Source organism: Cyclobacterium sp. 1_MG-2023 (genome assembly GCF_030546805.1).
Lineage (GTDB): Bacteria > Bacteroidota > Bacteroidia > Cytophagales > Cyclobacteriaceae > Cyclobacterium.
The window spans coordinates 197,814-221,547 of the sequence record NZ_JAUOPC010000010.1; the positions used below are offsets into that span (position 1 = coordinate 197,814).

The following is a 23,734-nucleotide window of genomic DNA, read 5'->3' on the forward strand; positions in this document are numbered from 1 at the left end:
TAGAATGCTCAAACAATTTATAGACAAACCAGTACTATCCACTGTAGTTTCTATTTTAATTCTGATTCTTGGAGTTTTGGGTTTATTGGCCTTGCCGGTCAGTCAATATCCGGACATTGCACCACCAACCGTGAGAATTACGGCTTTTTATCCAGGCGCAAATGCAGAGACAGTTTTAGAAAGTGTGATTATACCCATTGAAGAGCAAGTAAATGGGGTGGAAGACATGGATTATATCACATCTACAGCAAGTAATAGTGGAACAGCCACCATTCAAGTATTTTTCCGACAAGGTGTAGACCCGGATATCGCTGCGGTAAACGTGCAAAATAGGGTTGCCCGAGCTAATCCCTTATTACCCAGTGAAGTGGTCCAGTCAGGAGTAATTACCCAAAAGCAGCAAACCAGTTCTTTGATGTTTTTCACCATGGTGTCAGACAATCCTGAATACGATGCTACCTTTATTCAAAATTACCTTAATATCAATGTTATACCTACCCTGAAAAGGATCAAAGGAGTGGGGGATGTTACGGTCTTTGGTTCGAAAAATTACGCCATGAGAATTTGGCTGAAACCTGATAAACTTACAGCCTATGGTTTGATGCCGGCAGATGTTACGGCAGCCATTAATGAACAAAGTTTGGAAGCGGCAGCAGGTTCAATTGGTCAGAATAATGCACAGGCTTTCGAATATGTGATCAAATATGGTGGGCGTTATAAAAATGAGGCTCAATATGAGGATATAGTCATTAAAGCCTTAGGGAATGGCCAATTTCTTCGGTTAAAAGATGTAGCGGATGTTGAAATGGATGCTCAAGGCTACTCTGTGATGTCCTATACCAATGGAAAGCCCGGTGTAAGTATGGCTGTATACCAAACACCCGGTTCCAATGCGCAAGAAATCATAGACAATGTAAAAGCATCTTTGAACGATATGGAACCTAGGTTTCCCAAGGGATTGTCAATCTTTATTAATTTTGATACCAATGATTTCCTTAATGCTTCTATCGCTAAAGTTACCACCACTTTGATCGAGGCATTTATATTGGTTTTTATTGTGGTTTTTATTTTCCTTCAGGATTTTAGGTCCACCTTAATACCAGCTATTTCAGTTCCTGTTTCCATTGTTGGGACTTTCTTTTTCCTAAATGTTTTGGGTTATTCGGTCAACCTATTGACGCTATTTGCTTTGGTGTTAGCCATAGGTATCGTGGTGGATGATGCGATTGTGGTAGTGGAAGCCGTCCATGCTAAAATGGAGGGTGGCGTAAAAAATGCCAGAAAGGCTACTCATAAAGCAATGGAAGAAATTACCGGTGCCATTATTTCAATTACCTTGGTGATGGGAGCCGTATTTATTCCTGTTACCTTTATTACCGGGCCTACAGGTGTCTTTTATGAGCAATTTGGAGTTACTTTAATGTTGGCCATTGCTATTTCGGCGGTGAATGCATTGACTTTAAGTCCTGCTCTTTGTGCGTTATTGCTAAAACCACATACTGAAGATCAAGGTAAGAAACCCGGTTTAGCCAAGCGCTTTTTCAACGGTTTCAATACTGCATTTGAAATTACTACAACAAGGTATGTAGGAGCATTAAAATTTTTGTACCGCTTCAAATGGATTACGGGAGTAATTATTCTCGGCTCGGTTGGCGTCATTGTTTGGGCAGCTGAAAATACGCCTACAGGTTTTGTTCCTGAAGAGGACAGGGGTTTGATATTCACGGATATTGTGCTACCTGAAGGTGCTTCATTGGATAGGACTGTTGCCGTTACTGATGAACTCATGCAATCCATTGAAAACCTACCGGGAGTTGAAGGTGGCTCAATGGTTAATGGTTTTAGTTTAATTTCCGGAGAAGGAAGTAATTTTGGGTTAGGATTTATTCGCTTGAAACCTTGGGAGGAAAGAGGCGCAGACTCTTTGTCTGCTCGCGCCCTTATAGGTAAGATGTTTGGCATTGCAGCGGGGATTCCCGGCGCAAAAATATTGTTCTTCGCACCCCCAAGTATTCCTGGATTTGGTGTTTCATCGGGTTTTGAATTGAAATTTTTAGATCAATCCGGAGGTAGCTTTAATGAATTGGACATTGAGGTCAAGAAATACATGGGTAAGTTGATGGAAAGGCCGGAAATCCTATATGCACAAACGGCCTTTAGTACAGGCTATCCTCAATATGAAATGGTACTTAACATTCCCAAAGCCAAAGAAGCAGGGGTAAGTGTAAGTAGCATATTGGGCACCCTTCAAGGGTATATTGGAAGTATTTACGCTGCCGATTTCTCTAAGTTTGGTAAGCAATACAGGGTTTATGTGCAGGCATTGCCTCAAGATCGGGCCGAAGTGGATGACCTTAATTCATTGTTTGTCCGAAACAACCAAGGTGAAATGGCACCTATTTCTGAATTCCTTTCCCTTAAGCGGGTCTATGGTCCCCAGGCAGTTACCCGATTCAACTTATTTAATTCGGTTGCCATCAATGGTGCTGCGGCTCCCGGATACAGTACTGGTGATGCTATCAAGGCCATACAAGAGGTCAATGCTACTGAATTGCCTAGAAATTTTGCCGTGGATTATTCTGGTTTGACGAGAGAGGAAATCAATGCAAGTAGTCAAACCACTTTTATTATACTGCTGAGCATACTCTTTGTGTACTTTATTTTAGCAGCCCAATATGAGAGTTACCTTATACCATTGGCGGTTTTATTGTCCTTACCTGTTGGTGTAATGGGGGCGTATTTAACTACCTATTTTCTTGGAATGGAGGCCAATATATATTTCCAGATTGCTATGGTTATGCTTATTGGACTCTTGGCAAAAAATGCGATTTTGATTATTGAATTTGCCATGCAACGCAGGGCAGGAGGAGCCACTATTACCGAGGCAGCTTTTGAAGGAGCCAAGGTTAGGTTAAGACCCATTCTCATGACTTCTTTCGCTTTTATCATCGGATTGTTGCCCTTGGCCTTTGCCAATGGTATTGGAGCCGCGGGTAACCGCTCTATTGGCTCAGGAGCTGTAGGAGGCTTGCTGATCGGTACTGTACTTGGTGTTTTTGTCATCCCTATTTTGTTTATTTTATTTCAATGGCTTCAGGAAAAAATCAGTCCTAAAAAAGAAGCTAAAGCTCTAGAAAACGCTTAATTACTATGTTTAAAAATAGTCTATATATACCTTTTTTGTTGATAATATTACCATCCTGCTTTGTGGCCAAAGATTATCAGCAGGCCAATGATGTGGTAGATGAAAGTTATTATCGAACAGATTTGCTGTCTGAGGACAGCGTGACGATGGCTGATTATTCGTGGAGAGAAGTGTTTACGGACTCTACCTTGGTTGATTATATTGAAGAAGGGCTGGCTGACAATATTGACATTAGGACTGCATTACAAAAGGTTCTTGCAGCACAGGCTTACTACAAACAAGGGAAGTGGGGGCAATTGCCCACTTTATCCGGCACAGGTCAGGCAACCCACCAAGAATTGTCAAAAAACTCTCAATTCGGGTCCTTCTTTGATGGAGGCATTACCCAATATGAGGTTTCAGTTGGCTTTTCATGGGAAGCAGATATATGGGGGAAAATTAGAAGCCAGCGAAGGGCTTTTGAAGCCACCTATTTGCAATCCGTTGCCGCACATCAGGCTGTCAAAACCAGGTTGATTAATGACATTGCCAATCTGTATTTTAGATTGCTGGCTTTGGACCAACAATTGGAACTGACCAATGCTACTATCAGCAACAGGGAACAGGCTTTGGAAACAACGGCCTCGTTGAAAATTGCAGGGATAGTTACAGAGGTTGGAGTGAAGCAAACAGAAGCACAACTGTTTACTGCCAAAGCCTTGAAAGTAGATTTGCAAAGAGACATACATTTAACTGAAAATGCTTTGGCAATATTATTGGCTAGGTCACCTGAAGAAATTTCTAGAGGAAGTCTGGAGGAGCAAAGCTTGCCGGAAGAACTATCCATTGGTTTTCCGGTGCAACTTTTGCGAAACCGACCGGATGTATTTGCCGCCGAATACGGGCTGATCAATGCTTTTGAATTGAGCAATGTGGCTGAGACCAATTTATACCCTTCCTTAAGTATCACAGGCACCGGAGGTATTCAAAGTTTGGAATTGGATAAATTGTTCAGTTTGAATTCTGCTTTTGCCAATATTATTTCGGGTATTTCACAACCAATTTTAAATGGAAGGAAGTTAAAAACCCAGTTAGAAGTGGCCAAGACCCAACAAGAGCAGGCGTATTTAAATTTTAGAAATTCCATTCTTAATGCGGAGAAAGAAGTATCTGATGCCTTGTATAATTTTCATGCAGCGAAGGAAAAAGAAGGGCTCCTGCAACAGGAGTTAGATGCCTATAAAGTGGCCATTGAATATTCAGAGGAACTGCTTGACAATGGTATTGGGAATTATTTGGAGGTAATTACTGCCCGAGAAAATGCATTGAATTCTGAAATTAAATTGATCAACACCAAGTATACTCAACTTGAGTCCTTGACCAACTTGTACAGGTCTCTTGGTGGGGGTTGGCAGTAGTCAATGGCATACACCCGGTGCTGAATTGAAGAGGGTTGCCCTTAGTTTTCAGGGTTTCATTTTGAGGGCTGATTCTCGGAAAAGCCTTTGATGATCAATATTATTTATTGTCCCTAAAGTAGTTTGGAGGTAAATTCAATGCTACTTTAGGGATTTTTATTGAACAGAATAAGGAAATTTCTATCGGTATTATGTTCAAAATTTAAGCTTAGTAGTTGTAGGCATTGCTTCTTTATTTTTCAGAATTGGCGTCCTCAATGCTGGTTGAATGCTATAATGAAACCCAAATTATGTAGTAAGATTTCCTGAACTTCCTCAGGGAACGTTGTCATTGCAGGAAGTGCAAATCTTGAAGTGATTTCAGCTGGTAATAGATTGTCTGTTGCTTATTTTTGTTTCAAAGCATATTCAGTTCCAGCTTTAAAATAGGACAAAAAAAAGTTGCCACAAACCAAGGTTTGTGACAACTGAATAACAATTTTAATATAATATTTAATCTATTTCTTTAATGTCAGGTTATGTATTAAAAACGTCTTTTCTGACCACTAAATTCCATGGCTTCGCCTTTTCCAAATCCGTAACTTAATCCAAAAGTCACGAACCTGCCACGCATACGATGGCTGTATTGTGAAAAGGTATCCTGAATAGTTGTCGTTTCGAATATTCGACTTGCGAAAGCATCTCTAACGCTTAGGTTAAGGATTACTTTTCCTTTGAGTACTTTTTTCCTAACCCCAATATCTGCCATGGCATAACCACTCATTAGACTCTGGAAAGTTTGTTGTTTTGACTGATAATTGCCCACTAATTCTAGTGCAAAATCTGCCGGGAAATCGATTTTTGTAGTTAGCCTGGAAGACCATTGGTCTGCATTAAAATCAAATTCCGTAGCTTCATAAGTCCCTTCTCTATGGAAATAGTTGTAATTAAAGTCTCCGTTAAATGACAACCAATCCAAAGGAGTGTATTTACCATTTATTTCCCATCCGGTGGTTTTATTGGTTCCAATATTCATGGGCATTGAGATGGCTACATCCCCTTCAAATCGGGTGACTCTCTCCACTGTACTAGTAATGTATCTGTGATAGACTGATGAACTTAAAGAAAATGCTTTGTGGTCAAAAATCCCTGTTATTTCATAGCTATCCGTCAACTCAGGAAGTAAATCCGGGTTTCCGGTTCTGATGCTGTAGTTGTTTCTAATATTATAGTAAGGATTTAAATCAAACAATCTTGGTCTGGCAATTCTTCTGGAGTAACCGGCTTGAAGGCTAAAGTTATCTCTCATTTTATAGGAGGTATGAACCGTAGGGAAAAAGTTGGTGAAGTTTCTGTTGTTTTCTTGGTCGGTTTGCTCTAGCAGGGTAAACAAATCGGTGTTTTCCATCCTTAAGCCTAATTTTATACCGGCTTTCTCTCCTTCGTAAGAACCGGTACTGTAGATTCCTAAAACCTTTTGATTGTACAGAAAAGAATTGGATAAATCTGTTACAACTACCCACTCATTGTTTTCCCAATTATTAATTGAATAGTCATTGCCAACGTCAGTAATCAGGTATTGACCACCGGCTTCAAAGGTTATCTCTTCAGAAAATGGTTGGGTATAATCGGCTTTAAAAGTGTATTCTACCTGCCCAAAGTCCGTTTGAGTTTGTTGTTGGTCGCTCAAAGCTTCTTCACCAAATTCTGGAGTATTGTTAAAGGAGGATTCCTGGTCTTTCGAAAAGGAGCTACCCAATGCACTTACCAATAAAAAATGGTCTTTACTATCAGAGAAGTCTTTTTTATACTGCATCTCAAATTGCCATTTCGGATTGGTAGCAGAAGTCACTTCATCCCTTTGCCAGGCAGAGGAAACCACATTATCTGCTCCAATAGTGCTATAGTTAATAAGAGAAGTTTCTGACTCCCACTCATAGGCAAAGTTACCGGTAAGGGAAAGTACATTTTGATCATTGATGTGGTAATCTGTACCCAAGATTATATTTAAGAATGATTCTCCCTTGTCCCTTTCTCCATAATTATTTATTTCTGTATTGGTCGTTTCATTTCTATTATAGCCCTTATAGTTCTCCGGGAATTTTCGTTTACCAAAACCGATTTGACTAAAGAGATTAAATTTTTCTGTTCTTTTATTTAAACTAAAGCCTAAACTATGATTTTCCGGTACCCCTGTATTTAACGACACAGAACCATTTATTCCACGTTTTTCCTCTTTTTTCAATACGATGTTGATTATTCCGGATGTTCCTTCCGCATCGTATTTTGCCGATGGATTGGTTATAACTTCCACACTTTCTATCATATCAGCAGTTAGTGTACCTAGTGCACTTCCACCATCACTAGTCAAAACAGAAGGTTTACCATTAATCATGATTTGCACACCACCGGCACCTCTCAATTGAATCTGACCTTCGATATCCACTGTGACAGAGGGAACATTATTAAGCACTTCAAGTGCACTTGCCCCGGTGCTACTCAAATCCTGGCCTACATTAAAAATTCTTTTATCTAACCTAAACTCTGTCGATGACCGCTCGGCACGGATGATAACTTCATCCATTAATTTGCTGTCTTCTTCCAACAGTATTGTTCCGAAATCAACTTTGCCATTATTTATTTTATATTCCTCAATGGTCTTAGAGATAAAGCCAATGAAACTAATCTCAAGAACAAAGTCTTCTACTTGGGTTATCAGCAACAAGCCACCATCCGCTTTTGTAGTGGTTCCCACCAATAAATTCCCGGAAGCTTTATCCAGTAATTTAATTGTAGCAAATTCAATTGGGCTTTTGCTTTTGGAGTCCACCACTTTACCGGATACTTCAATATCCTGTGCCAGTGAAGAAAATAATGTCACAAACAATACTGTGACAAAAGTTAGAAGTCTTTTCATGAAGTTAAATATTTTCGGTTTATTATTTAAATTTGATAATAAATACCGAATACTTATAAAGTATTCGGTAAACGGCTCTATTTATCTGTCAAACGACATAATTTTGATTTATATGAAAAGCTTGTTGTTTACAGGGATATATTTGGTGTTCAACCATAAAATTTGTCTATTGGCTTACCGAATCCATATATTTATACCATGAGTAGGCAGCCTATAGTTCAAAACTTATCTAAAAAAGAGTTTTTTTTTCAACTTGTATTACATGCTTTGGTTTTCAGTTTTTATGTAATTGATAGCAATCATCCTAGTAAGGTCAATTCTTTCCATTGGTATGATGTTGTGTTTTTTCTCAATTATACCCTAGCCAATCTTTGTATTAGTTATCTTCTATTACCGAAGTTTTTTTATACGAAGAAATACATAGCCTTTTTTGGTTTAACCGTAATAATCCTTGCTCTGGTTATTATTATGGAAGAATTCGTGATAGAAAAATGGTATTTTCCTGACTCAAGGGGAGCAGGGTTTCCCGGTGTGATGTTTAGTTTAGGTCAAATATTGCCGGTTATTGTAATCCTGTCAGGCTTTAAATTTGCTTGGGATGCACTTCGAAACCAAAGGAAAGTAGAAGAGTTGAAAGCCATCATAAAAGAAGGTGAGTTGACTTTTTTAAAGTCCCAAATAAATCCTCATTTCCTTTTTAATAACCTTAACAATCTTTATTCCTATGCCGTTGTAAAATCGGCAAAAACTCCGGAAATTATACTTGAATTAAGCTCAGTACTTCGGTATATGCTGTATGAATGCAAGGAGGCTTCAGTTCCTCTTTCCAAGGAAATAGAGCACCTGAGAAATTTTACTCGTTTGTATGAAATGCAGATAGAGGAAAGAGGAAAGGTTAGCTTTGTGGCTCCTGAGCAAAATTCAGGTATTGTAATAGCCCCTTTAATTTTGAATGTTTTTATAGAAAATGCATTTAAACACAGTCAATCCGGTCAATCGGAACAAATCGTGATAGACATTAGGTTGACGATAAATGAGGAAGGGAAATTAATTTTTGTTTGTCAAAATAACTATAAACCCACTAATTTGGATGCCAATACCGGAAAAGGCATAGGGTTAAGCAATGTTATAAAAAGATTGGACTTGCTTTATCATGATGCGCATGAGTTGGAGATTCAGCAGACGGATTCAATGTATAAGGTAACTTTAGAAATGGTATTGAACAAAAACTAATATGAACTGTATCATAATAGAAGACCAGCCACCTGCACAAAGAATACTTAAAAAATACATAGATGACTTGGGGACTTTAGAACTAAAAGGTACATTTAGTGACCCCATTTTAGCCATGAGTTTTTTGAATGTCAATGATATAGATTTGATTTTTTTGGACATACACCTGCCAAGGTTAACAGGCTTAGAGTTTCTCAAAAGTCTCAATAAAAAGCCATATATTATTCTTACAACGGCTTATTCCGAATATGCTTTAGAAAGCTATGAGCTCGATGTGTTGGACTATTTATTGAAACCTTTTTCTTTTTTAAGGTTTGTAAAGGCAGTAGGGAAGGTCCCCTCTGCAGGTTCTTCAATGCCTAAAGAATATGTTCCAAATAAACCTGACCAGCAAAGAAAGGAACACTTTGTTAAATTAGGTTATGATCATATTCGTATTCCTTTTCAGGATATCATATACCTCCAAGCAGATGGGGATTATTGCGACATTATTCTTCCGGAAAAAAAATACCTGTCCTCAGAACCCATGAGAAAGTGGTTGGAATTATTAGATGAACAGCAGTTTGTGCGTATTCATAAATCCTTTATTGTAAATATTTCCCAAGTAGAAAAGGTTTCCGGCAATATGATTACCTTACTCAATGGGGAGCAGTTGCCAATTGGCAGGGCTTTTAAGGAAGCTTTTACTGAAAGGTTTCTCAAATAAAATAATTAGTGAATGGCTTTTATTTTAATGTTTTTAAATTCTACACCTTGACCCTCTGCTTGTAATCCAATGTAACCTTCCTTTAATAATTTCCCGTCTTCTTTATAGGTTGGATCAAATCGGGTGGCAACACCACCTCCTATTTGTGGTTTGGTATATTGAAGCACTTCTTCACCATTTACTTTATGTATTACAAGAGAATCACTGTATACGATTAATTCTGCATGCACCCACTCATCCCAAGGAAAGGTAGGAGAGCTTGAGTTAATGCAATGCCTGGGATCCATTTCTCCTTCAAAGTAAACTTCAGTACCCGGAGAGCACATGTTTCCGGTAGGTCTTGGCTTACCATCCCCGGCATCTGCAAGCATTTGATATTCTACCGATATTGGCCAGTCTTGCTCCTTTAGTATGGTAGCAGGGGCTTGAGAGTGAAACATCACCCCACTGTTTCTGTAGGTATAGCTTGGTGCATCTTCCATCCATTGGTCAGTGAAACGATAATCGAATTTGAGATGGAAGGAAGCATAGGGTTTTTGGTAGAAAAGGTGGCCATAGCGCTCATCGAAACTTTCATAGCCATCATAATTTACCTGAATTACCCCATCTACCACTCGGAAAGTATTGGCAAAATTGTCTCCTGATTCATGGTGCTGAAACTTAGGGGTCCAACCTTCCAGATTTTCTCCATTGAAAATGATCTCCCATGGCTCTTCGGTAGTCTCCTCAGTTGTTTTCGATTCACTCTTAGCACAAGAGGAGATAAATAATAGAAGGATGAGCCACGTAAAAGTGGACGAAATGTATTTTTGTTGATATTTGATCAATGACCACTTCATTTTTCTTGTATTAATGGGTAAACTGTTACAAATACTAAGTTAAGAATTATAATTGGTTACTTTTTCGGAAACATAGAGTGGAGAAAAGTCTATTTTACCTGATTTTCTGTCAAAAATGGCGGTACATAAACCAATACTACCTTGTGAAATCTCGTAGTTTAAGTAACTGTTTTGAGTGAGAATTAGGTTTTTAGAATACCCTAGATTCCAGGTCATCAACCGTTCAGACCATTCCTCCAAGCTGGCAATGGTTAGCTGTTCAGGAGAAAAAAACTTTTCCTTTATTGCAGGAATCAAGAGGGGACTAGCGCCGGAATCAGGATCTTCCACCAGCCTTTTTAATGAGGCTAAAATTAACTTATTGGAAGTATTTCCCATTATTAAAATCAACTTGGCTTTCTGTTTTCTACAAGAAATTTCTATACTTTCGATCAGATGTTTGTCCAATAAATTTCCTGCCACTTTGAGAGGAATAAGATCTCCTATTCCAGTGTTCATAAGCATGTTGAGAGGTTCCCGCATATCTATGCAGTTGACCATTACAGCCAAGGGATCAACCTTAATAAAATCTTTTAGCTTTTTGTTTTGATACCTTCGGGAAACCAAATCACCATCGATATAGCGTTTATTTCCTTCCTCAAGAAAGTTTAATATTTTTTGAGGAGAATTTAAATCGTTTCTGTCTTGCGGATCTTTTCGGTCTAGAATTATTTTTTTCTTGGCAGAAAAATTCTCCCCCATACCCAGAATAGAAAAATCGATATTGTTTTCTATAGCAAAGGTTTGCTTATAATCTTCGAATATTTCGATAATATCAGGTTCAATATACGAGGAAAAAGAAGCATCTACGATTACTTTTGAGCCCTTTGGCAGATTCCATAAAGTCCTTTTAATGGCAGGCTTATTTAAAAAAGAAACTTCATTTGAAAGCTCCAATCGAATGGTCTTTTTCTTGCTGGAAGGGTTGGTAGCCTCAATAAAGTAAGGATTGTGAAAATTGCTTCTAAGTAGGAAAAAAACACTTATGGCAGACCCAATCAATACACCCAATAAAACATCCGTAAGAAGAATGGCTATTATGGTCACAACAAAAGGTAAAAATTGAGGCCAGCCTTTATGGTACATTTGGCGGATCATTTGGTATGATGTAAGCTTGTACCCTACTAAAAGCAGAATACTGGCAAGGGATGCCAAAGGAATTAAATTGATGATATTGCTGAGAAATAGCACACTAATCATCAAAAGAAACCCATGGAGGAGTGTGGAAAGTTTGGATTCCGCACCTGCCTCAATATTAACTGAGCTGCGCACAATTACCGAGGTAATCGGAATGCCTCCTAATAATCCCGTTAAGGTATTTCCAACCCCCTGAGCGACCAATTCTTGGTTGGGTGGACTTCTTCTTTTGTGGGGGTCTAGGTTGTCTGTGGCCTCCAAATTCAATAAAGTGGCAATGGAGCCAATTAAGGCAATGGTGAAGGCATAGGTCCAAACCTTTCCATCATAGATAGCAGAAAAATCAGGAAATGTGAAGAGAGAGCTAAAGTGACTGATTTCTGGAATATTGACAAGGTGGACTCCATCTAGAAATAACGCCGGAACAAATACCTTAAAGACCTGGTTAAGCGCCACTCCAAGGATGACCACAAAAAGTGAAGGTGGGAATAATTTAAGCTTTTTGAGTGGCGTTTTATCCCAAAAAATCATTATTCCCAATGATATGATAGACAAAACCAATGCTCCTGGAGCAATGGAAGAAACCACCATAAGTACTCTTTCATTTAAACCTGTGAATGTATCTTGAGAGTAGTCCAAAAGCCTGCTATCATCGATTTCCACCCCAACGGCATAAGGCAATTGTGAAAAAACCAATATCAGGCCTATGGCAGCCAAAAGGCCTTTTATAATATTGGTAGGGATATAATCGGCTATTCCACCAGCCTTTAAAAATCCCAAAGCGATTTGTATCAAACCACCTATCATCAAAGCCAACAAGAATACCTGAAAAGAACCTAACAATTGGATGGCAACCAATACCACAGCTGACAAGCTTGCGGCTGGGCCGGAAACACTGGTATGAGACCGACTCAACAAGCCTACAACCAATCCTCCGATCATTCCTGAGATAAGCCCTGAAATTAAAGGAGCGCCACTCGCAAGCGCTATTCCTAAACACAAAGGTAGGGCTACTAAAAAAACCACAATCCCAGAGGGGATGTCTTTCGATGGGTTTTTAAAGATCCCCTGGCTTAATGTATTTTTTTCCTTTTTATCCATTCGTTTTTAGTTGAATGTTAATTAATTAGAATGATATCAGTTAAAATAAAAAATATGAATCAACAATGTTCCCAGGAGAATGAAGGGTAAATATTTTCCTTTCAAATAAAATCCTTTTAACAAAAATAGAATAAGAATTAATAAAAAATTATCCTAACTCCTAAATATTTATTTCAAAGAAAAAATTTATCTTTAATCTTTAGATTTTTTAAATAGAAAGCAAAAAACCCAAATGCCCTATGAAAATTACAAAGCTTTACTACACTATTTCTGTAATTCTATTCAGTTTATTAACTTTAAAACCTGCCGTAGGTCAAACCAATCCCTCAGATTTTATTTATGGTGATATGCTGCCTGATGCTCCGGAGTTGGCAGAGCGGGGAAAGTATAAGGTTGGCGTAAAGACTTTAAACTTTCTACATAAAGATCAGCCGGACGTGGCCAATTTTAATAAGAATGAAAAACCCAATTATGACAGACCCTTAAAAGTTGAAGTATGGTATCCGGCAGTGGGAGATACCCAAACAGAAACTATTTACAAAGATTTTATTGGACTTGCAAACGATGAAAAACGTCCACTTTCTCCATTCTCCTTCAAAGGAAGAGCAGAACGAGACGCTCTTCCCAAAAATGATGAAGGAGCATTCCCATTGGTAATTGTTTCTCATGGCTATGTGGGTTCCAGATATTTGATGACTTACCTTACGGAAAACCTGGCTTCTAAAGGTTATGTGGTAGCAGCTATTCACCATACAGAGTCCACTTTTGAAGATCCGGGTAAATTTTCTAGTACACTTTATCATCGACCAATAGACGATTTATTTGTACTCAATGAAATGGAGAAATTGGGCAAGAAGGGGGCAGATGGCATATTGGCAGGGATGATTGATGTGGAGAATACAGCCTTAGTAGGTTATTCAATGGGTGGATATGGTGCCTTAAATGCAGCAGGCGCAGGTTTTTCATCAGGTTTTGGAGGTTTTTTTAAACAAATGACTGGAGGCAGTGACCTAATAATGGAACGAAGTATTTCTCATCCTTCTTATGCAGCATCTGTTGATCCAAGGATCAAGGCTGTAGTGGCTTTTGCTCCATGGGGTATGGCAAGGGGAGTTTGGGATAGTGAAGGATTAGCCAACCTTAAAACCCCTGTGTTTTTCGTAGCAGGCGATCAGGATGATATTTCTGGCTACGAAGATGGGATCAAAGCTATTTTTGATGGCGCTGTCAATGCTAATAGGTACTTGTTGACCTATATTAATGCCCGACACAATGTAGCACCTAACCCACCTCCGGCGGCATCCTTACAAAAGGGGATGCATCTTGATGAGTATTTGCGTTATGCAGAACCCGCTTGGGACCAAAGAAGGATAAACAATATCAATCAACATTTTGTAACAGTTTTCTTGGGGATTCACCTAAAAGGTAAAGACTATTCATCCTTTCTTGATCTAACTGAGGATTCTTTGGAAGAAACTTGGAAAGGTTTTAAACCTAGAACCTCTATAGGTTTAGAGTTGAGACATTTAGAACCATAGATACGATTAATATTTTTTATATTTAGGTTTAATTAACCGAAACATATGTATTATGAAAAGTATAAGGTGTTTTGTGATCGCGTTCTGTTTCCTAGGCTTAATGGCCTGCAATAAAAATGAAGAAGAACCTCTTCAAAATGTTGAGGTTGAGAATTATATTGCCCTACTTGTCAAAGGTGAATTTACAGCAATGGATTTGCCGGTATTTACTGAAGCAGATATACCTAAACTGTTGACTTATAGAAATAAAACCGAAAAAATCACCAATTTCCCTAGGAATATGATTTCTTCGTACATGAATAAGGAATGTTCTTTGGGGATGTATGTATTATGGACCATAGAATCGATTCGTGCAGTTGCGATTGATAGCGAATATTTAATAGGAAGATTTCCTTCTCAAAATCCGGTGGTGAAAGAAAGGAGCGGCGGTTTCGATCTTGTACCGGAAGAGGATGCGCATCCCATAGTGGCTCAAGCTTATTTAGAATGGTGGCAGAATAATCAAGGCAGAAGTTTTGAAGAATTCAAAGTGGCTGACCCATTGCTTGATACAGGTTTGAGTTGGCATTAAACCTTGAGTCAACGTACATCACTTGATAGCCATATCAGCCGAACCGAAGACCATGCTATAATTTTTCAGGTCATTGGATATTGATACCTTGCTGCAAGTTTTGATTTTCTTATTTCAGATTATGAGGCTTTCCATTTTCAATTAGATGTCCATTCGCATGAAAAAAATGACTTTTTAAAATTATTCTTGAAATCGACAGTTAGTCTAGGTGGTAGTTAGCTACAAATAATATAAAATTTATGCTAACTTTAAATCTTGAAAATTTGCCTAAAAACCCAAGATACAATTGAATAGATAAATTGGCCATTTTGACTAGATTTGGCTAACAATAAAAGGTGAAATTCAGAGTTATTTGTGGTTTAAAAACTCATGCAAAGGTAAATAGGTACCTTAAACCTGAGATGAGGAGGTGTAAGAATAAATTTGATCCTCCAATTAAACACGCTGCTTGCTCTGCTTATCCATTGCTCTTTTATTTCAACTTAATGATTTGAGAAATTAAATGAACAGGAAAGTAAAAATTCTTTATATCAACTTTTTACAATTCAAAAAGAATTTTATTCAATATCCTTACCGGAAATTTAATTTTATTGAGCTTTTCTTAATTTGGGTTAGTGAAAAAATGACCCGATCTCAGTTTCTCGTGCTATCCGGTATTTTGGTAGGGTTGAGTGCAGGTTCTGCCGGAGTGATTTTGAAAGTGTTTGTTCATTATATCCAATCTTCCATTAGTACTGATGTCCCAATTGAAGAAAGGTTGCTTATTTATGGTGTATTTCCATTGATAGGAATTACTTTGACAGCATTTATAGTCAAGTATTTTTTTAATGGCGATGAGGAGAAGGAGATCTCTTTTATACTGAAAGACATTTCAAAGAAACAGAGTAAGGTAAAAATAACCAAGATGTATTCCCAAATCCTCCAAAGTGGAATAACGGTTGGATTTGGTGGTTCTGTGGGTTTGGAGACGCCAATAGCTGTGACAGGTTCTGCCATTGGTTCCAATTATGCACAAAGGTATCGTTTGGGATTTAAAGAAAGAACCTTATTATTGGCTGCAGGGGCAGCAGCCGGAATATCCGCGGCCTTCAATGCGCCGATTGCCGGAATCATGTTTGCTTTTGAAATTATTCTTACCGGGCTGGTTTTCACGGATTTTATTCCATTGGTAATTGCCTCCATTTGTGGAAGTCTACTTTCCACCATAATCTTAAACGAAGACATACTCTTTAATTTTCAAGCAAGGGAAACATTCAACCATATCAATGTAATATATTTCCTTGGATTGGGAGTGCTTACCGGGTTTTATTCAAGATATTTTTTAGTGGTAGGGCAGTATGTACATAGATTTTTTGAGGGCTTCAAAAAGCAAATGTTACTTAAAGCTTTATTAGGAGGTTTTATGCTCTCTGTGCTTTGTGTTTTGTTTCCCCCACTTTTTGGGGAGGGGTATATCAATATAAGAACCATCTATCAGGGAAATGTAGAATTGCTCATAGAGGACAGTCTCTTTAGTTACTTCGGGAATTCAGAACTTATTATAATTGTGTTCTTATCGCTTACAATTTTACTCAAGGCTTTTGCTACTAGTATTACGCTTTATTCAGGAGGTAATGGCGGTAATTTTGCACCTTCACTTATGGCCGGAGGGCTTTTGGGCTTTGTGTTTGGTTTCTCTTTGGAATTGATGGGATTTACTGATGTTCCCACAACAAATCTTATGTTGGTAGGGATGGCAGGTGTGATGTCTGGTGCTATGTATGCCCCTTTAACAGCTATTTTTCTAATTGCAGAATCTAGCAGTGGTTATGATTTATTTATCCCTTTGATGATTGTCTCAGTTATTTCATACCTCATCAACAGGTCTTTCTCACCTATAAATCCTTCCTTTAAGGAATTGGCTGAAAAAGGGGATATTTTTACTACCAGACAAGATCAAAATATTTTATCCCATATATCCCTTAAAGACTGTATCAATCCCGCCTCAGTGCAAATTTGTACCACGGATAGCATGGAGGAGGTACTGCATAAATTTAGGAACAGTGATCAGAATAGCATGGCTGTAGTGGACGTCAATAATCAATTCTGGGGTTTGTTAAATAGGGAGCAACTGCGTCCTTTTCTCTTGAATAAGGAATCTGCAGAAGGTACAAGCGTAAGTCAATTGGGGATTGCCCCCCCGTTTATTATTTCGCCCAATGATTCGGTAATGGAGGTGACTAAAATGTTTGATGAAGCAGATGTATGGCAACTGCCCTTGCTTAATGAGGAAAGAAATTTTATGGGTTTTATTAGCCGGTCAAAAATATTAACCAACTATCGTGCATTGTTAAGAGATTATTCCGAATAGGTAGGGTTTTGAAGCTTAGCTCCGGAATTAGGCAACAAAAAAACCTGACCGAATGATCAGGTTTTTTTATTCACTTTAACCACTAACAACCACAAATAAAATTTGCTCGCCTGGCGGCAAACAAACAGAATTTGTTGTAGTCCGTACGGGAATCGAACCCGTGTTTCATCCGTGAAAGGGATACGTCCTAACCCCTAGACGAACGGACCAAGAAAAGAAAAAAGAGCACTAAAATGTAGTCCGTACGGGAATCGAACCCGTGTTTCATCCGTGAAAGGGATACGTCCTAACCCCTAGACGAACGGACCATTTTGTGATTGATGTGCTCTTTTTCCTAAATGGTGATGCAAATATAGGGCCTTTCAAGAACAAACCAAAACCCACCAAAAAAATATTCTTAAACTATGCACAATCCTTTGAAAATTAGGCGATAAATTTATCCAATTAATTTATTTAGCCAACGGTAAACTTTATTTTAATCATTTCTGTTTTCTATTTAAACCTAAAAATTAATTCAAAACCTAAAAAAATTCAATTATGGCACTTAGATTAGGAGATGTAGCTCCGGACTTTACCGCTGATTCTTCCGTTGGAGAAATTAATTTCCACGAATACCTAGGAGACAGTTGGGGAATTTTATTTTCACACCCAGCAGATTATACACCAGTTTGTACTACCGAATTGGGTGCAGCTTCTAAATTAAAGGAAGAGTTTGACAAAAGGAATGTTAAAATGCTTGCCCTTAGTGTAGATGGTGCTGATAGCCACAGGTCTTGGATCAAAGATATCAATGAAACGCAAGATACTACTGTAAACTTTCCAATAATTGCTGATGAGGATAAAAAAGTGTCTGAGTTATATGATATGATTCATCCCAATTCAAACGAAAGTTTTACCGTACGGTCCGTCTTTATTATTGGTAATGATAAAAAAATTAAATTAATAATTACCTACCCGGCCAGTACAGGAAGAAACTTCAACGAACTATTAAGGGTAATTGATTCCTTACAATTGACTGCAAATTATTCTGTAGCCACTCCGGCGGATTGGAAAAGAGGTGAAGATGTGGTCGTAGCCCCGGCCATTAAAACGGAGGACATTCCTTCAAAATTCCCTAAAGGGTTTAAAGAAATTAAACCATATTTAAGAACAACACCACAACCTGATTTGTAATAACAATAAAAAAAGGCTGATTTATTTCAGCCTTTTTTTATTGATTTGCGCTAAAATGGAAAGCTCTTGCTAAAATAAATATTCAACAAATATTATTAGTAAAAAATATAATGTTTTAGGGGTTTAGTAGTCCCTCTAGCAAAATAAACGTATTTATATTTGAGGTCCGGCTAAATTTCAAGGAAGGGGTTAGAATATAAATAATTTGTTCATTTGGAATCACTCTACAAAAATGTATGGATTGACTACAAAAAGGGTCACCTATGATTTTTTAGTTTATAGAATTCGGATCATTCCGAAAATTTCATCAATTAAATGGTATTAATGCCTATTTTAGCAGTCTTAGAATTTTGGAAAGAACAATTAGTTAATGGATAAGAAAATAATAAGTAGCATAATTGTTGGATCAGGGAAATATTTACCAACACAGGTTATTCCCAATCAGTTTTTTTTAACAAAAGAGTTTTACGACGCAAGTGGCCATAAATTGGTTAAACCCAATCCTGATATTGTGGCCACCCTGCAAAAAATTACAGGAATACGGGAGAGAAGATATCTTGAAGACAATTTGATGACTTCAGATATGGCTCATTTGGCTGCCAAGGATGCCTTGACTTCCTCAGGTATAGATGGAGAAACACTGGATTATATCATTGTTGCACATAATTTCGGAGATATATTAAAAGATAATATTCGGGTTGATACCTGCCCAACCTTGGCAGCAAGAGTAAAACACAAACTGGGGATCATAAATCCATATACTGTTGCCTATGATTTGCCTTTTGGTTGCCCTGGTTGGGTGCAAGGGATGATTCAAGCCAATTACTACCTTCAATCCGGAGATGCGAAAAGAGTGCTGGTAATAGGTGCAGAAAATTTGTCAAGAATATCTGACCCACATGACATTGATAGCATGATTTTCTCTGATGGTGCCGGGGCAGTTATTTTGGAGGCCCAAGAAGGAGACTCTAAAGAAGGGATTATCGCACATCTCACTAGATCGGACACCCTGAACCATGCGCACTTGCTTAATATGGATGCTTCTTACAATCCAAATTATCCGGACAATACGAGATTTTTAAAGATGAATGGGAGGAAGCTTTATGAATATGCAATTAAGACTGTGCCTGCTACGCTAAAAGAATGCCTAGATCGTGCAAATAAAAGTATAGAAGATATTCAACATGTGTTGATTCATCAGGCAAATGCCAAAATGGACCACAACATTTTAGAGCGGCTTTTTTTATTGTATAACAAACAGGAGATCCCCGAAAGCCTTATGCCAATGAGTATTCAGGAGTTGGGTAATAATTCTGTAGCTACCGTTCCTATTTTATATGATTTAATCGCAAAAGGAGAAAAAGAAGGCCATAGCTTTGCTTCAGGTGATCATTCCATTTTCGCTTCTGTAGGTGCCGGAATGAATATTAATGCCATTGTATACATTCACCCTTAAGTCAAGAAACCCAAAATATGATAAATAAAATCGATGCACACCAGCATTTTTGGCTGTATAATAGTGAAAGGTATGCTTGGATTGGTGATGAGATGCTTCAATTGAAGCATGATTTCCTACCGGATGATTTATTTTCTATTCTCCAAAAAAATGGGGTGGAAGGTACCGTAGCTGTACAAGCAGTTCAAGATGAAGAAGAAAACCAATTTCTATTGAAACTGGCAGAGAAGCACCCATTTATCTTGGCCGTAGTAGGTTGGTTAGATTTGAAATCACCAAACTTGGAATCTACCCTGCACAGTTATAAAAGCCATAAAAAGTTAAAAGGATTTAGGCACGTGCTTCAGGATGAGGCTGATCCTAACTTTATCTTAAATCAAGCTTTTCAAAATGGACTCAAGTTAATTTTTAAGGCTGGGTATACCTATGATCTATTGGTATTTCCCCATCAATTGGATGGGGCTATCCAAACGGTTTCTAATTTTGAGGAGGGACGTTTTGTATTGGATCATATTGCCAAACCCCCTATCAAAGCAGGTCATATCAAGGAATGGGAAGCAAAAATCAAAGTCTTGGCAAAGATGCCTAACGTTTACTGCAAATTGTCAGGTATGATTACAGAAGCAGCTTGGAAAGATTGGGATGAAAAAGAGTTTTTTCCTTATATGGATGTAATAATGCAGGCATTTGGTGAAGATAGGGTAATGTTTGGATCAGATTGGCCGGTTTGTCAATTGGCCGGGAGCTATGAACAAGTAGTAGGACTGGTGGAAGGCTATTTTAGTGCCTATAGTGAAGAAGCAATGCAGAAGATTTGGCGAACCAATGCCATTAATTTCTATCAACTTTAATTTTATTTATACTATGAAAAGGTATTGCCTTGCCCTGGATTTAAAGGATGATCCGGAAATTATTGAAAAGTATGTTGACCATCACAAAAAGGTCTCTGAAGAGATTATCTCTAGTATTAAAGATGCAGATGTTCAGGTAATGGATATTTACCTCACTGGTAATCGGCTATTTATGATTATGGAGGTAGGAGAATCTTTTTCTTTTGAAGAGAAAGCCAAAATGGACGCAAGCAACGAGAAAGTTCAAGAATGGGAAGGGTTAATGGGTACGCTCCAACAAACGCTTCCATGGGCCAAGCCTGGTGAAAAATGGGTGCTTATGGAAAAGATTTTTTCTTTGTAGCACAGTGACTGTTTGATAACTTTTTTTCTCAATCAAAAACAGTAGACCTTTTTATTTGACTTGGGAAAATTGGGGTTGCTTAAGACTCAAATGCAGGAGGTGAGAAAATTTTACAAGTAAAATTCAACTTTTTCATTTATTGAGAAGGAGTAATTAATAAGCCAATTTTTTTAGATTTTGTGCAAAATATTGATAGTTTTATATCAATTATATGTTTAGTTTTTTTAAATATTGGTTTAGGTATTTCGAATTACTTTAATTGCTTTTTGAAGTAATGGTATAAGAATTTTACCAGAGAAAAATTATTGTTTTATGAAAATCGTAAGAATTGTAGGATTATTTTTTGCTTGTTTTTTAATTACTTTATCAGGATTTGCTCAAAAAGAACATCTAACATCACAAAAGGGAAATTCGTTTATTGGATTTGGTGGAGGTTTGCCTTATGGAGGTTTAGGTTTGCAAATAAGTAATAATATTGGCAAAGGATTTAATTTATTTGGAGGTTTAGGGTACCAAATTGCTGATGTTGGCTATAATGTAGGCTTCATGAAAGATTTTGACAGCAAAAGCGCTACTCAATTTTATTTTTCTGCTATGGTAGGAACCAATGCGGCAATTAAAATTGATGGTCTTCCAGAATCAAGTAAAACTTATTTTGGACCGTCTTTAGGCACAGGGATAAAAATCAATAGTCGTAGCGTTGGAGGTTTCTTGAATTTGGGATTGATTTTGCCTGTTAGACTAATGAATTATAAAAATGATCTTGACCAACTTAAGCAAGATCCACGGATTACTGACCTTACAGAACCTTGGCCGGTGTTGTTTGTCCTTGCCTACAATTTTATTTTGTAAAAGTTCGTTTCCTGGTCTTATAGGAGATATTAACATGGCCTCGCTATGGAGCTCCTGGCTATCGAAAGGAAGGATTGAAAAAAAAGAGACTGATTTTATCCGCCGAGACGGTTCAATACGTAATAGAATGCCTATTGCTTATTTCGGGTTTAATAAGTAATCCCGGATAAGTAAATTGCTTATCCGGGATAATTTTACCATTCCAATTCTCCTTTACATTCCTCCCCTTGAATTTGCTCCAGAGTGGGGTTATAACCATTATTAGTAATCGCGATATCCGGATGTGTTCCTTCATTTACTAACTTCGATAAAGCACAGTAATCGGTAAGCCAATCATTGTTTTCGATTTTTATAGTATGACTAAGGTCTACAGCAATCAAGTTTTCAAGCCCCTCTAATGTGGGAAGGGTCGTATTGCCTATAATACTTAAGTCTCTTTCAATCTTTTCTAGATTACCTAATTCCTTAATACTACGCAATGAAAAATTGCCATATAAACTTATAGTCCGCATTTCATCTGAAACCTTTAGGCCTTTCAATGAGATTAAATCATTAGTATCAAAATTCAAAGAAGAAGTCACCGTACCTGTAAATCCTGTGAAATCTAGGAGCTCATCCATATAGGTCAAACTTAGCGAACCAATTGTTTCTACATTATGAAAATCCTCAAAGTTAACTATATCTATATCTTTAATTTCAAGAGAACCGATTTGTCTTACATTACTCAATCCCTCGAAAGTAGTCTGTGCATCATTATCAGAAACCGCCATATAATTGATCTCCAGAACCTGATCTAGTCCTTTGAAATTGATTAACTTGTCATTGCTGTTGATAAAAACACTACCTAGTTTTTTTATTTTCTCCAAGCCAAGGAGGTTGACCAAAGAGGGGTTGTCAGCAATAGTTAAATTTAAACGTTGGGGCTGGGTTTCTGAAAAGGTTAAGTCTTCCAGTGTTTCTAAACTGGTATTATTGTTTATAATTAGGTTAAAATAATCTCCTACCTGTGTGACGTTTTGTAATCCATGAAGGGTTTTTAAATGGGAGGTGTTTTTAATCTCTATTTTGTCATAAATTTCAGTAATCAATTCCAATGGTGACAGGTCTATGATTGGATCATCACCTGCATCTCCCTGTATGGTAAGGCTTGCGATTGTACCCTTGCCACACCTTAATGCCCAATTGTTTAATTCGGTTTGGGTAGACAATACCAGATATTGAGGAAAATCACCTTCTACACATTTAAAATCCGCTTCCTTCATTTCCACAATCAATGGATGCGTTGAAAATTCCTTTAGCTGATCAATTGTTAGCGTATCCGTGAAATCATCAAAATTGAAACTTTTCAATAGGATAGCATAACTTTCAGCAATGGGAAGTTCCACTGATTCGTTAATACCGGCGATCAATTCCTGGGTGATGATTTCTCCATCTGCAGTTATTTCCACTTCTCCAGGTAGAAAATCCATCAATCTGGTATCAGTAACCATGGCTATAAAAAATTGATTAGATGTGGCCTCTACAATGTTCAAACCAAACGACTGATAGCCAAAATCTGCAGGGCTTTGACCTTCAGCAGCTACCACTTGCATTGAAATTTCCATTTCAGCTTCCTCTCCAATTTCAGTTTCTATTGATTGTAAATCAAAAGACAAGGGTAAGGACAAATCTTGATCTTTGCTCAATGTTGAGTTTTTCTTGGGGCTTGCTTCAACAATGTCATTGTTATCATCCAGTACATAAAATGCAACTACCTGATAGGAGCCTTCCGGAAGAATAATTTTCTCTGTCAGGTAATGGTCTCCCATATCCTGAACCTGGATGTGCTTGCTATCATAGGAAGTTGAGTCTCCTTCTGCTGTTTGGATTGTAATAATTGCTTTACTGTAAGTTGTAACCCGAAGTTGCCTTGAAGATGCATTCGATGTTTTAGCGATCTTGACAATTACAGCGGGTAATTTTTCTTCGGTTTCCGGATCTTCACCCGGATTAGCAATAGGGTCGGGATTTACGTCGGGCCCTTCGGCCTCTTCACATGACTGCAATGTTGTACCGAGCAAAATAAAACTTACAAAGATGGCTAAACGGAATTTTAATAACATTTCTC

General features: G+C 37.8%; 16 protein-coding genes and 2 tRNA genes. 12 read left to right on the forward strand and 6 right to left on the reverse strand.

What is annotated here, in order from left to right:
* The first annotated feature begins 4 nt into the window (after positions 1-4).
* Together Q4534_RS16685 and Q4534_RS16690 are read left to right on the forward strand one after the other, a co-directional pair.
* Entirely contained in the window at positions 5-3,145 is a 3,141-nt protein-coding gene (locus Q4534_RS16685) for an efflux RND transporter permease subunit (protein ID WP_303614286.1), read from the forward strand.
* A 38-nt stretch (positions 3,146-3,183) separates the two neighbouring features.
* Complete coding sequence (locus tag Q4534_RS16690) at positions 3,184-4,542, forward strand: efflux transporter outer membrane subunit (RefSeq protein WP_303614287.1); 1,359 nt, start codon at positions 3,184-3,186, stop codon at positions 4,540-4,542.
* Positions 4,543-5,065: 523 nt separating this feature from the next.
* On the opposite strand, the gene Q4534_RS16695 is transcribed toward Q4534_RS16690, so the two are convergent.
* On the reverse strand, positions 5,066-7,438 hold the full coding sequence (locus tag Q4534_RS16695) for an outer membrane beta-barrel family protein (RefSeq protein ID WP_303614288.1): 2,373 nt from the start codon (positions 7,436-7,438) through the stop codon (positions 5,066-5,068).
* A 468-nt stretch (positions 7,439-7,906) separates the two neighbouring features.
* On the opposite strand from Q4534_RS16695, the gene Q4534_RS16700 reads away from it, so the two are divergent.
* The gene (locus Q4534_RS16700) at positions 7,907-8,671 is read left to right on the forward strand and encodes a sensor histidine kinase (protein ID WP_303614289.1); all 765 of its coding nucleotides are present in this window, start codon (positions 7,907-7,909) and stop codon (positions 8,669-8,671) included.
* Position 8,672: 1 nt separating this feature from the next.
* The gene (locus Q4534_RS16705) at positions 8,673-9,377 is read left to right on the forward strand and encodes a LytTR family DNA-binding domain-containing protein (protein ID WP_303614290.1); all 705 of its coding nucleotides are present in this window, start codon (positions 8,673-8,675) and stop codon (positions 9,375-9,377) included.
* 5 nt (positions 9,378-9,382) lie between these two features.
* Here the strand turns inward: Q4534_RS16705 and Q4534_RS16710 are convergent, their stop codons facing one another.
* Together Q4534_RS16710 and Q4534_RS16715 are read right to left on the reverse strand one after the other, a co-directional pair.
* Complete coding sequence (locus tag Q4534_RS16710) at positions 9,383-10,216, reverse strand: DUF1080 domain-containing protein (RefSeq protein ID WP_303614291.1); 834 nt, start codon at positions 10,214-10,216, stop codon at positions 9,383-9,385.
* 39 nt (positions 10,217-10,255) lie between these two features.
* Positions 10,256-12,493, reverse strand: a complete 2,238-nt coding sequence (locus Q4534_RS16715; RefSeq protein ID WP_303614292.1) for a bifunctional SulP family inorganic anion transporter/carbonic anhydrase — start codon at positions 12,491-12,493, stop codon at positions 10,256-10,258.
* Between the two features lie 239 nt (positions 12,494-12,732).
* Between Q4534_RS16715 and Q4534_RS16720 the strand changes: the two genes are divergently transcribed.
* The 3 genes from Q4534_RS16720 to Q4534_RS16730 all read left to right on the forward strand — a co-directional run bounded on the left by Q4534_RS16720 (position 12,733) and on the right by Q4534_RS16730 (position 16,952).
* Positions 12,733-14,031 carry a dienelactone hydrolase gene (locus Q4534_RS16720; RefSeq protein WP_303614293.1) on the forward strand — a complete coding sequence of 433 codons (1,299 nt, stop codon included), beginning with the start codon at positions 12,733-12,735 and terminating at the stop codon, positions 14,029-14,031.
* A gap of 52 nt (positions 14,032-14,083) precedes the next feature.
* Positions 14,084-14,602 (forward strand): DUF4943 family protein, encoded by a 519-nt coding sequence (locus tag Q4534_RS16725; protein WP_303614294.1) that lies wholly within the window; start codon positions 14,084-14,086, stop codon positions 14,600-14,602.
* Positions 14,603-15,104: 502 nt separating this feature from the next.
* Positions 15,105-16,952 carry a chloride channel protein gene (locus Q4534_RS16730; RefSeq protein ID WP_303614295.1) on the forward strand — a complete coding sequence of 616 codons (1,848 nt, stop codon included), beginning with the start codon at positions 15,105-15,107 and terminating at the stop codon, positions 16,950-16,952.
* Positions 16,953-17,089: 137 nt separating this feature from the next.
* Here the strand turns inward: Q4534_RS16730 and Q4534_RS16735 are convergent.
* Together Q4534_RS16735 and Q4534_RS16740 are read right to left on the reverse strand one after the other, a co-directional pair.
* Positions 17,090-17,161 (reverse strand) — tRNA-Glu (locus Q4534_RS16735).
* A 27-nt stretch (positions 17,162-17,188) separates the two neighbouring features.
* A tRNA-Glu gene (locus Q4534_RS16740) sits at positions 17,189-17,260 on the reverse strand.
* Between the two features lie 229 nt (positions 17,261-17,489).
* Between Q4534_RS16740 and Q4534_RS16745 the strand changes: the two genes are divergently transcribed.
* From Q4534_RS16745 to Q4534_RS16765, 5 genes are all read left to right on the forward strand, one after another.
* Positions 17,490-18,125, forward strand: coding sequence for a peroxiredoxin (locus Q4534_RS16745; protein ID WP_303614296.1), 636 nt, complete (start codon positions 17,490-17,492; stop codon positions 18,123-18,125).
* A 370-nt stretch (positions 18,126-18,495) separates the two neighbouring features.
* Complete coding sequence (locus Q4534_RS16750; protein ID WP_303614297.1) at positions 18,496-19,581, forward strand: 3-oxoacyl-ACP synthase III family protein; 1,086 nt, start codon at positions 18,496-18,498, stop codon at positions 19,579-19,581.
* Positions 19,582-19,598: 17 nt separating this feature from the next.
* Positions 19,599-20,432, forward strand: a complete 834-nt coding sequence (locus tag Q4534_RS16755) for an amidohydrolase (protein ID WP_303614298.1) — start codon at positions 19,599-19,601, stop codon at positions 20,430-20,432.
* Between the two features lie 13 nt (positions 20,433-20,445).
* Entirely contained in the window at positions 20,446-20,775 is a 330-nt protein-coding gene (locus Q4534_RS16760) for an L-rhamnose mutarotase (protein WP_303614299.1), read from the forward strand.
* Between the two features lie 312 nt (positions 20,776-21,087).
* Entirely contained in the window at positions 21,088-21,627 is a 540-nt protein-coding gene (locus Q4534_RS16765; RefSeq protein WP_303614300.1) for a hypothetical protein, read from the forward strand.
* A 194-nt stretch (positions 21,628-21,821) separates the two neighbouring features.
* Here the strand turns inward: Q4534_RS16765 and Q4534_RS16770 are convergent, their stop codons facing one another.
* Positions 21,822-23,729, reverse strand: a complete 1,908-nt coding sequence (locus tag Q4534_RS16770; protein WP_303614301.1) for a hypothetical protein — start codon at positions 23,727-23,729, stop codon at positions 21,822-21,824.
* Positions 23,730-23,734 lie beyond the last annotated feature (5 nt).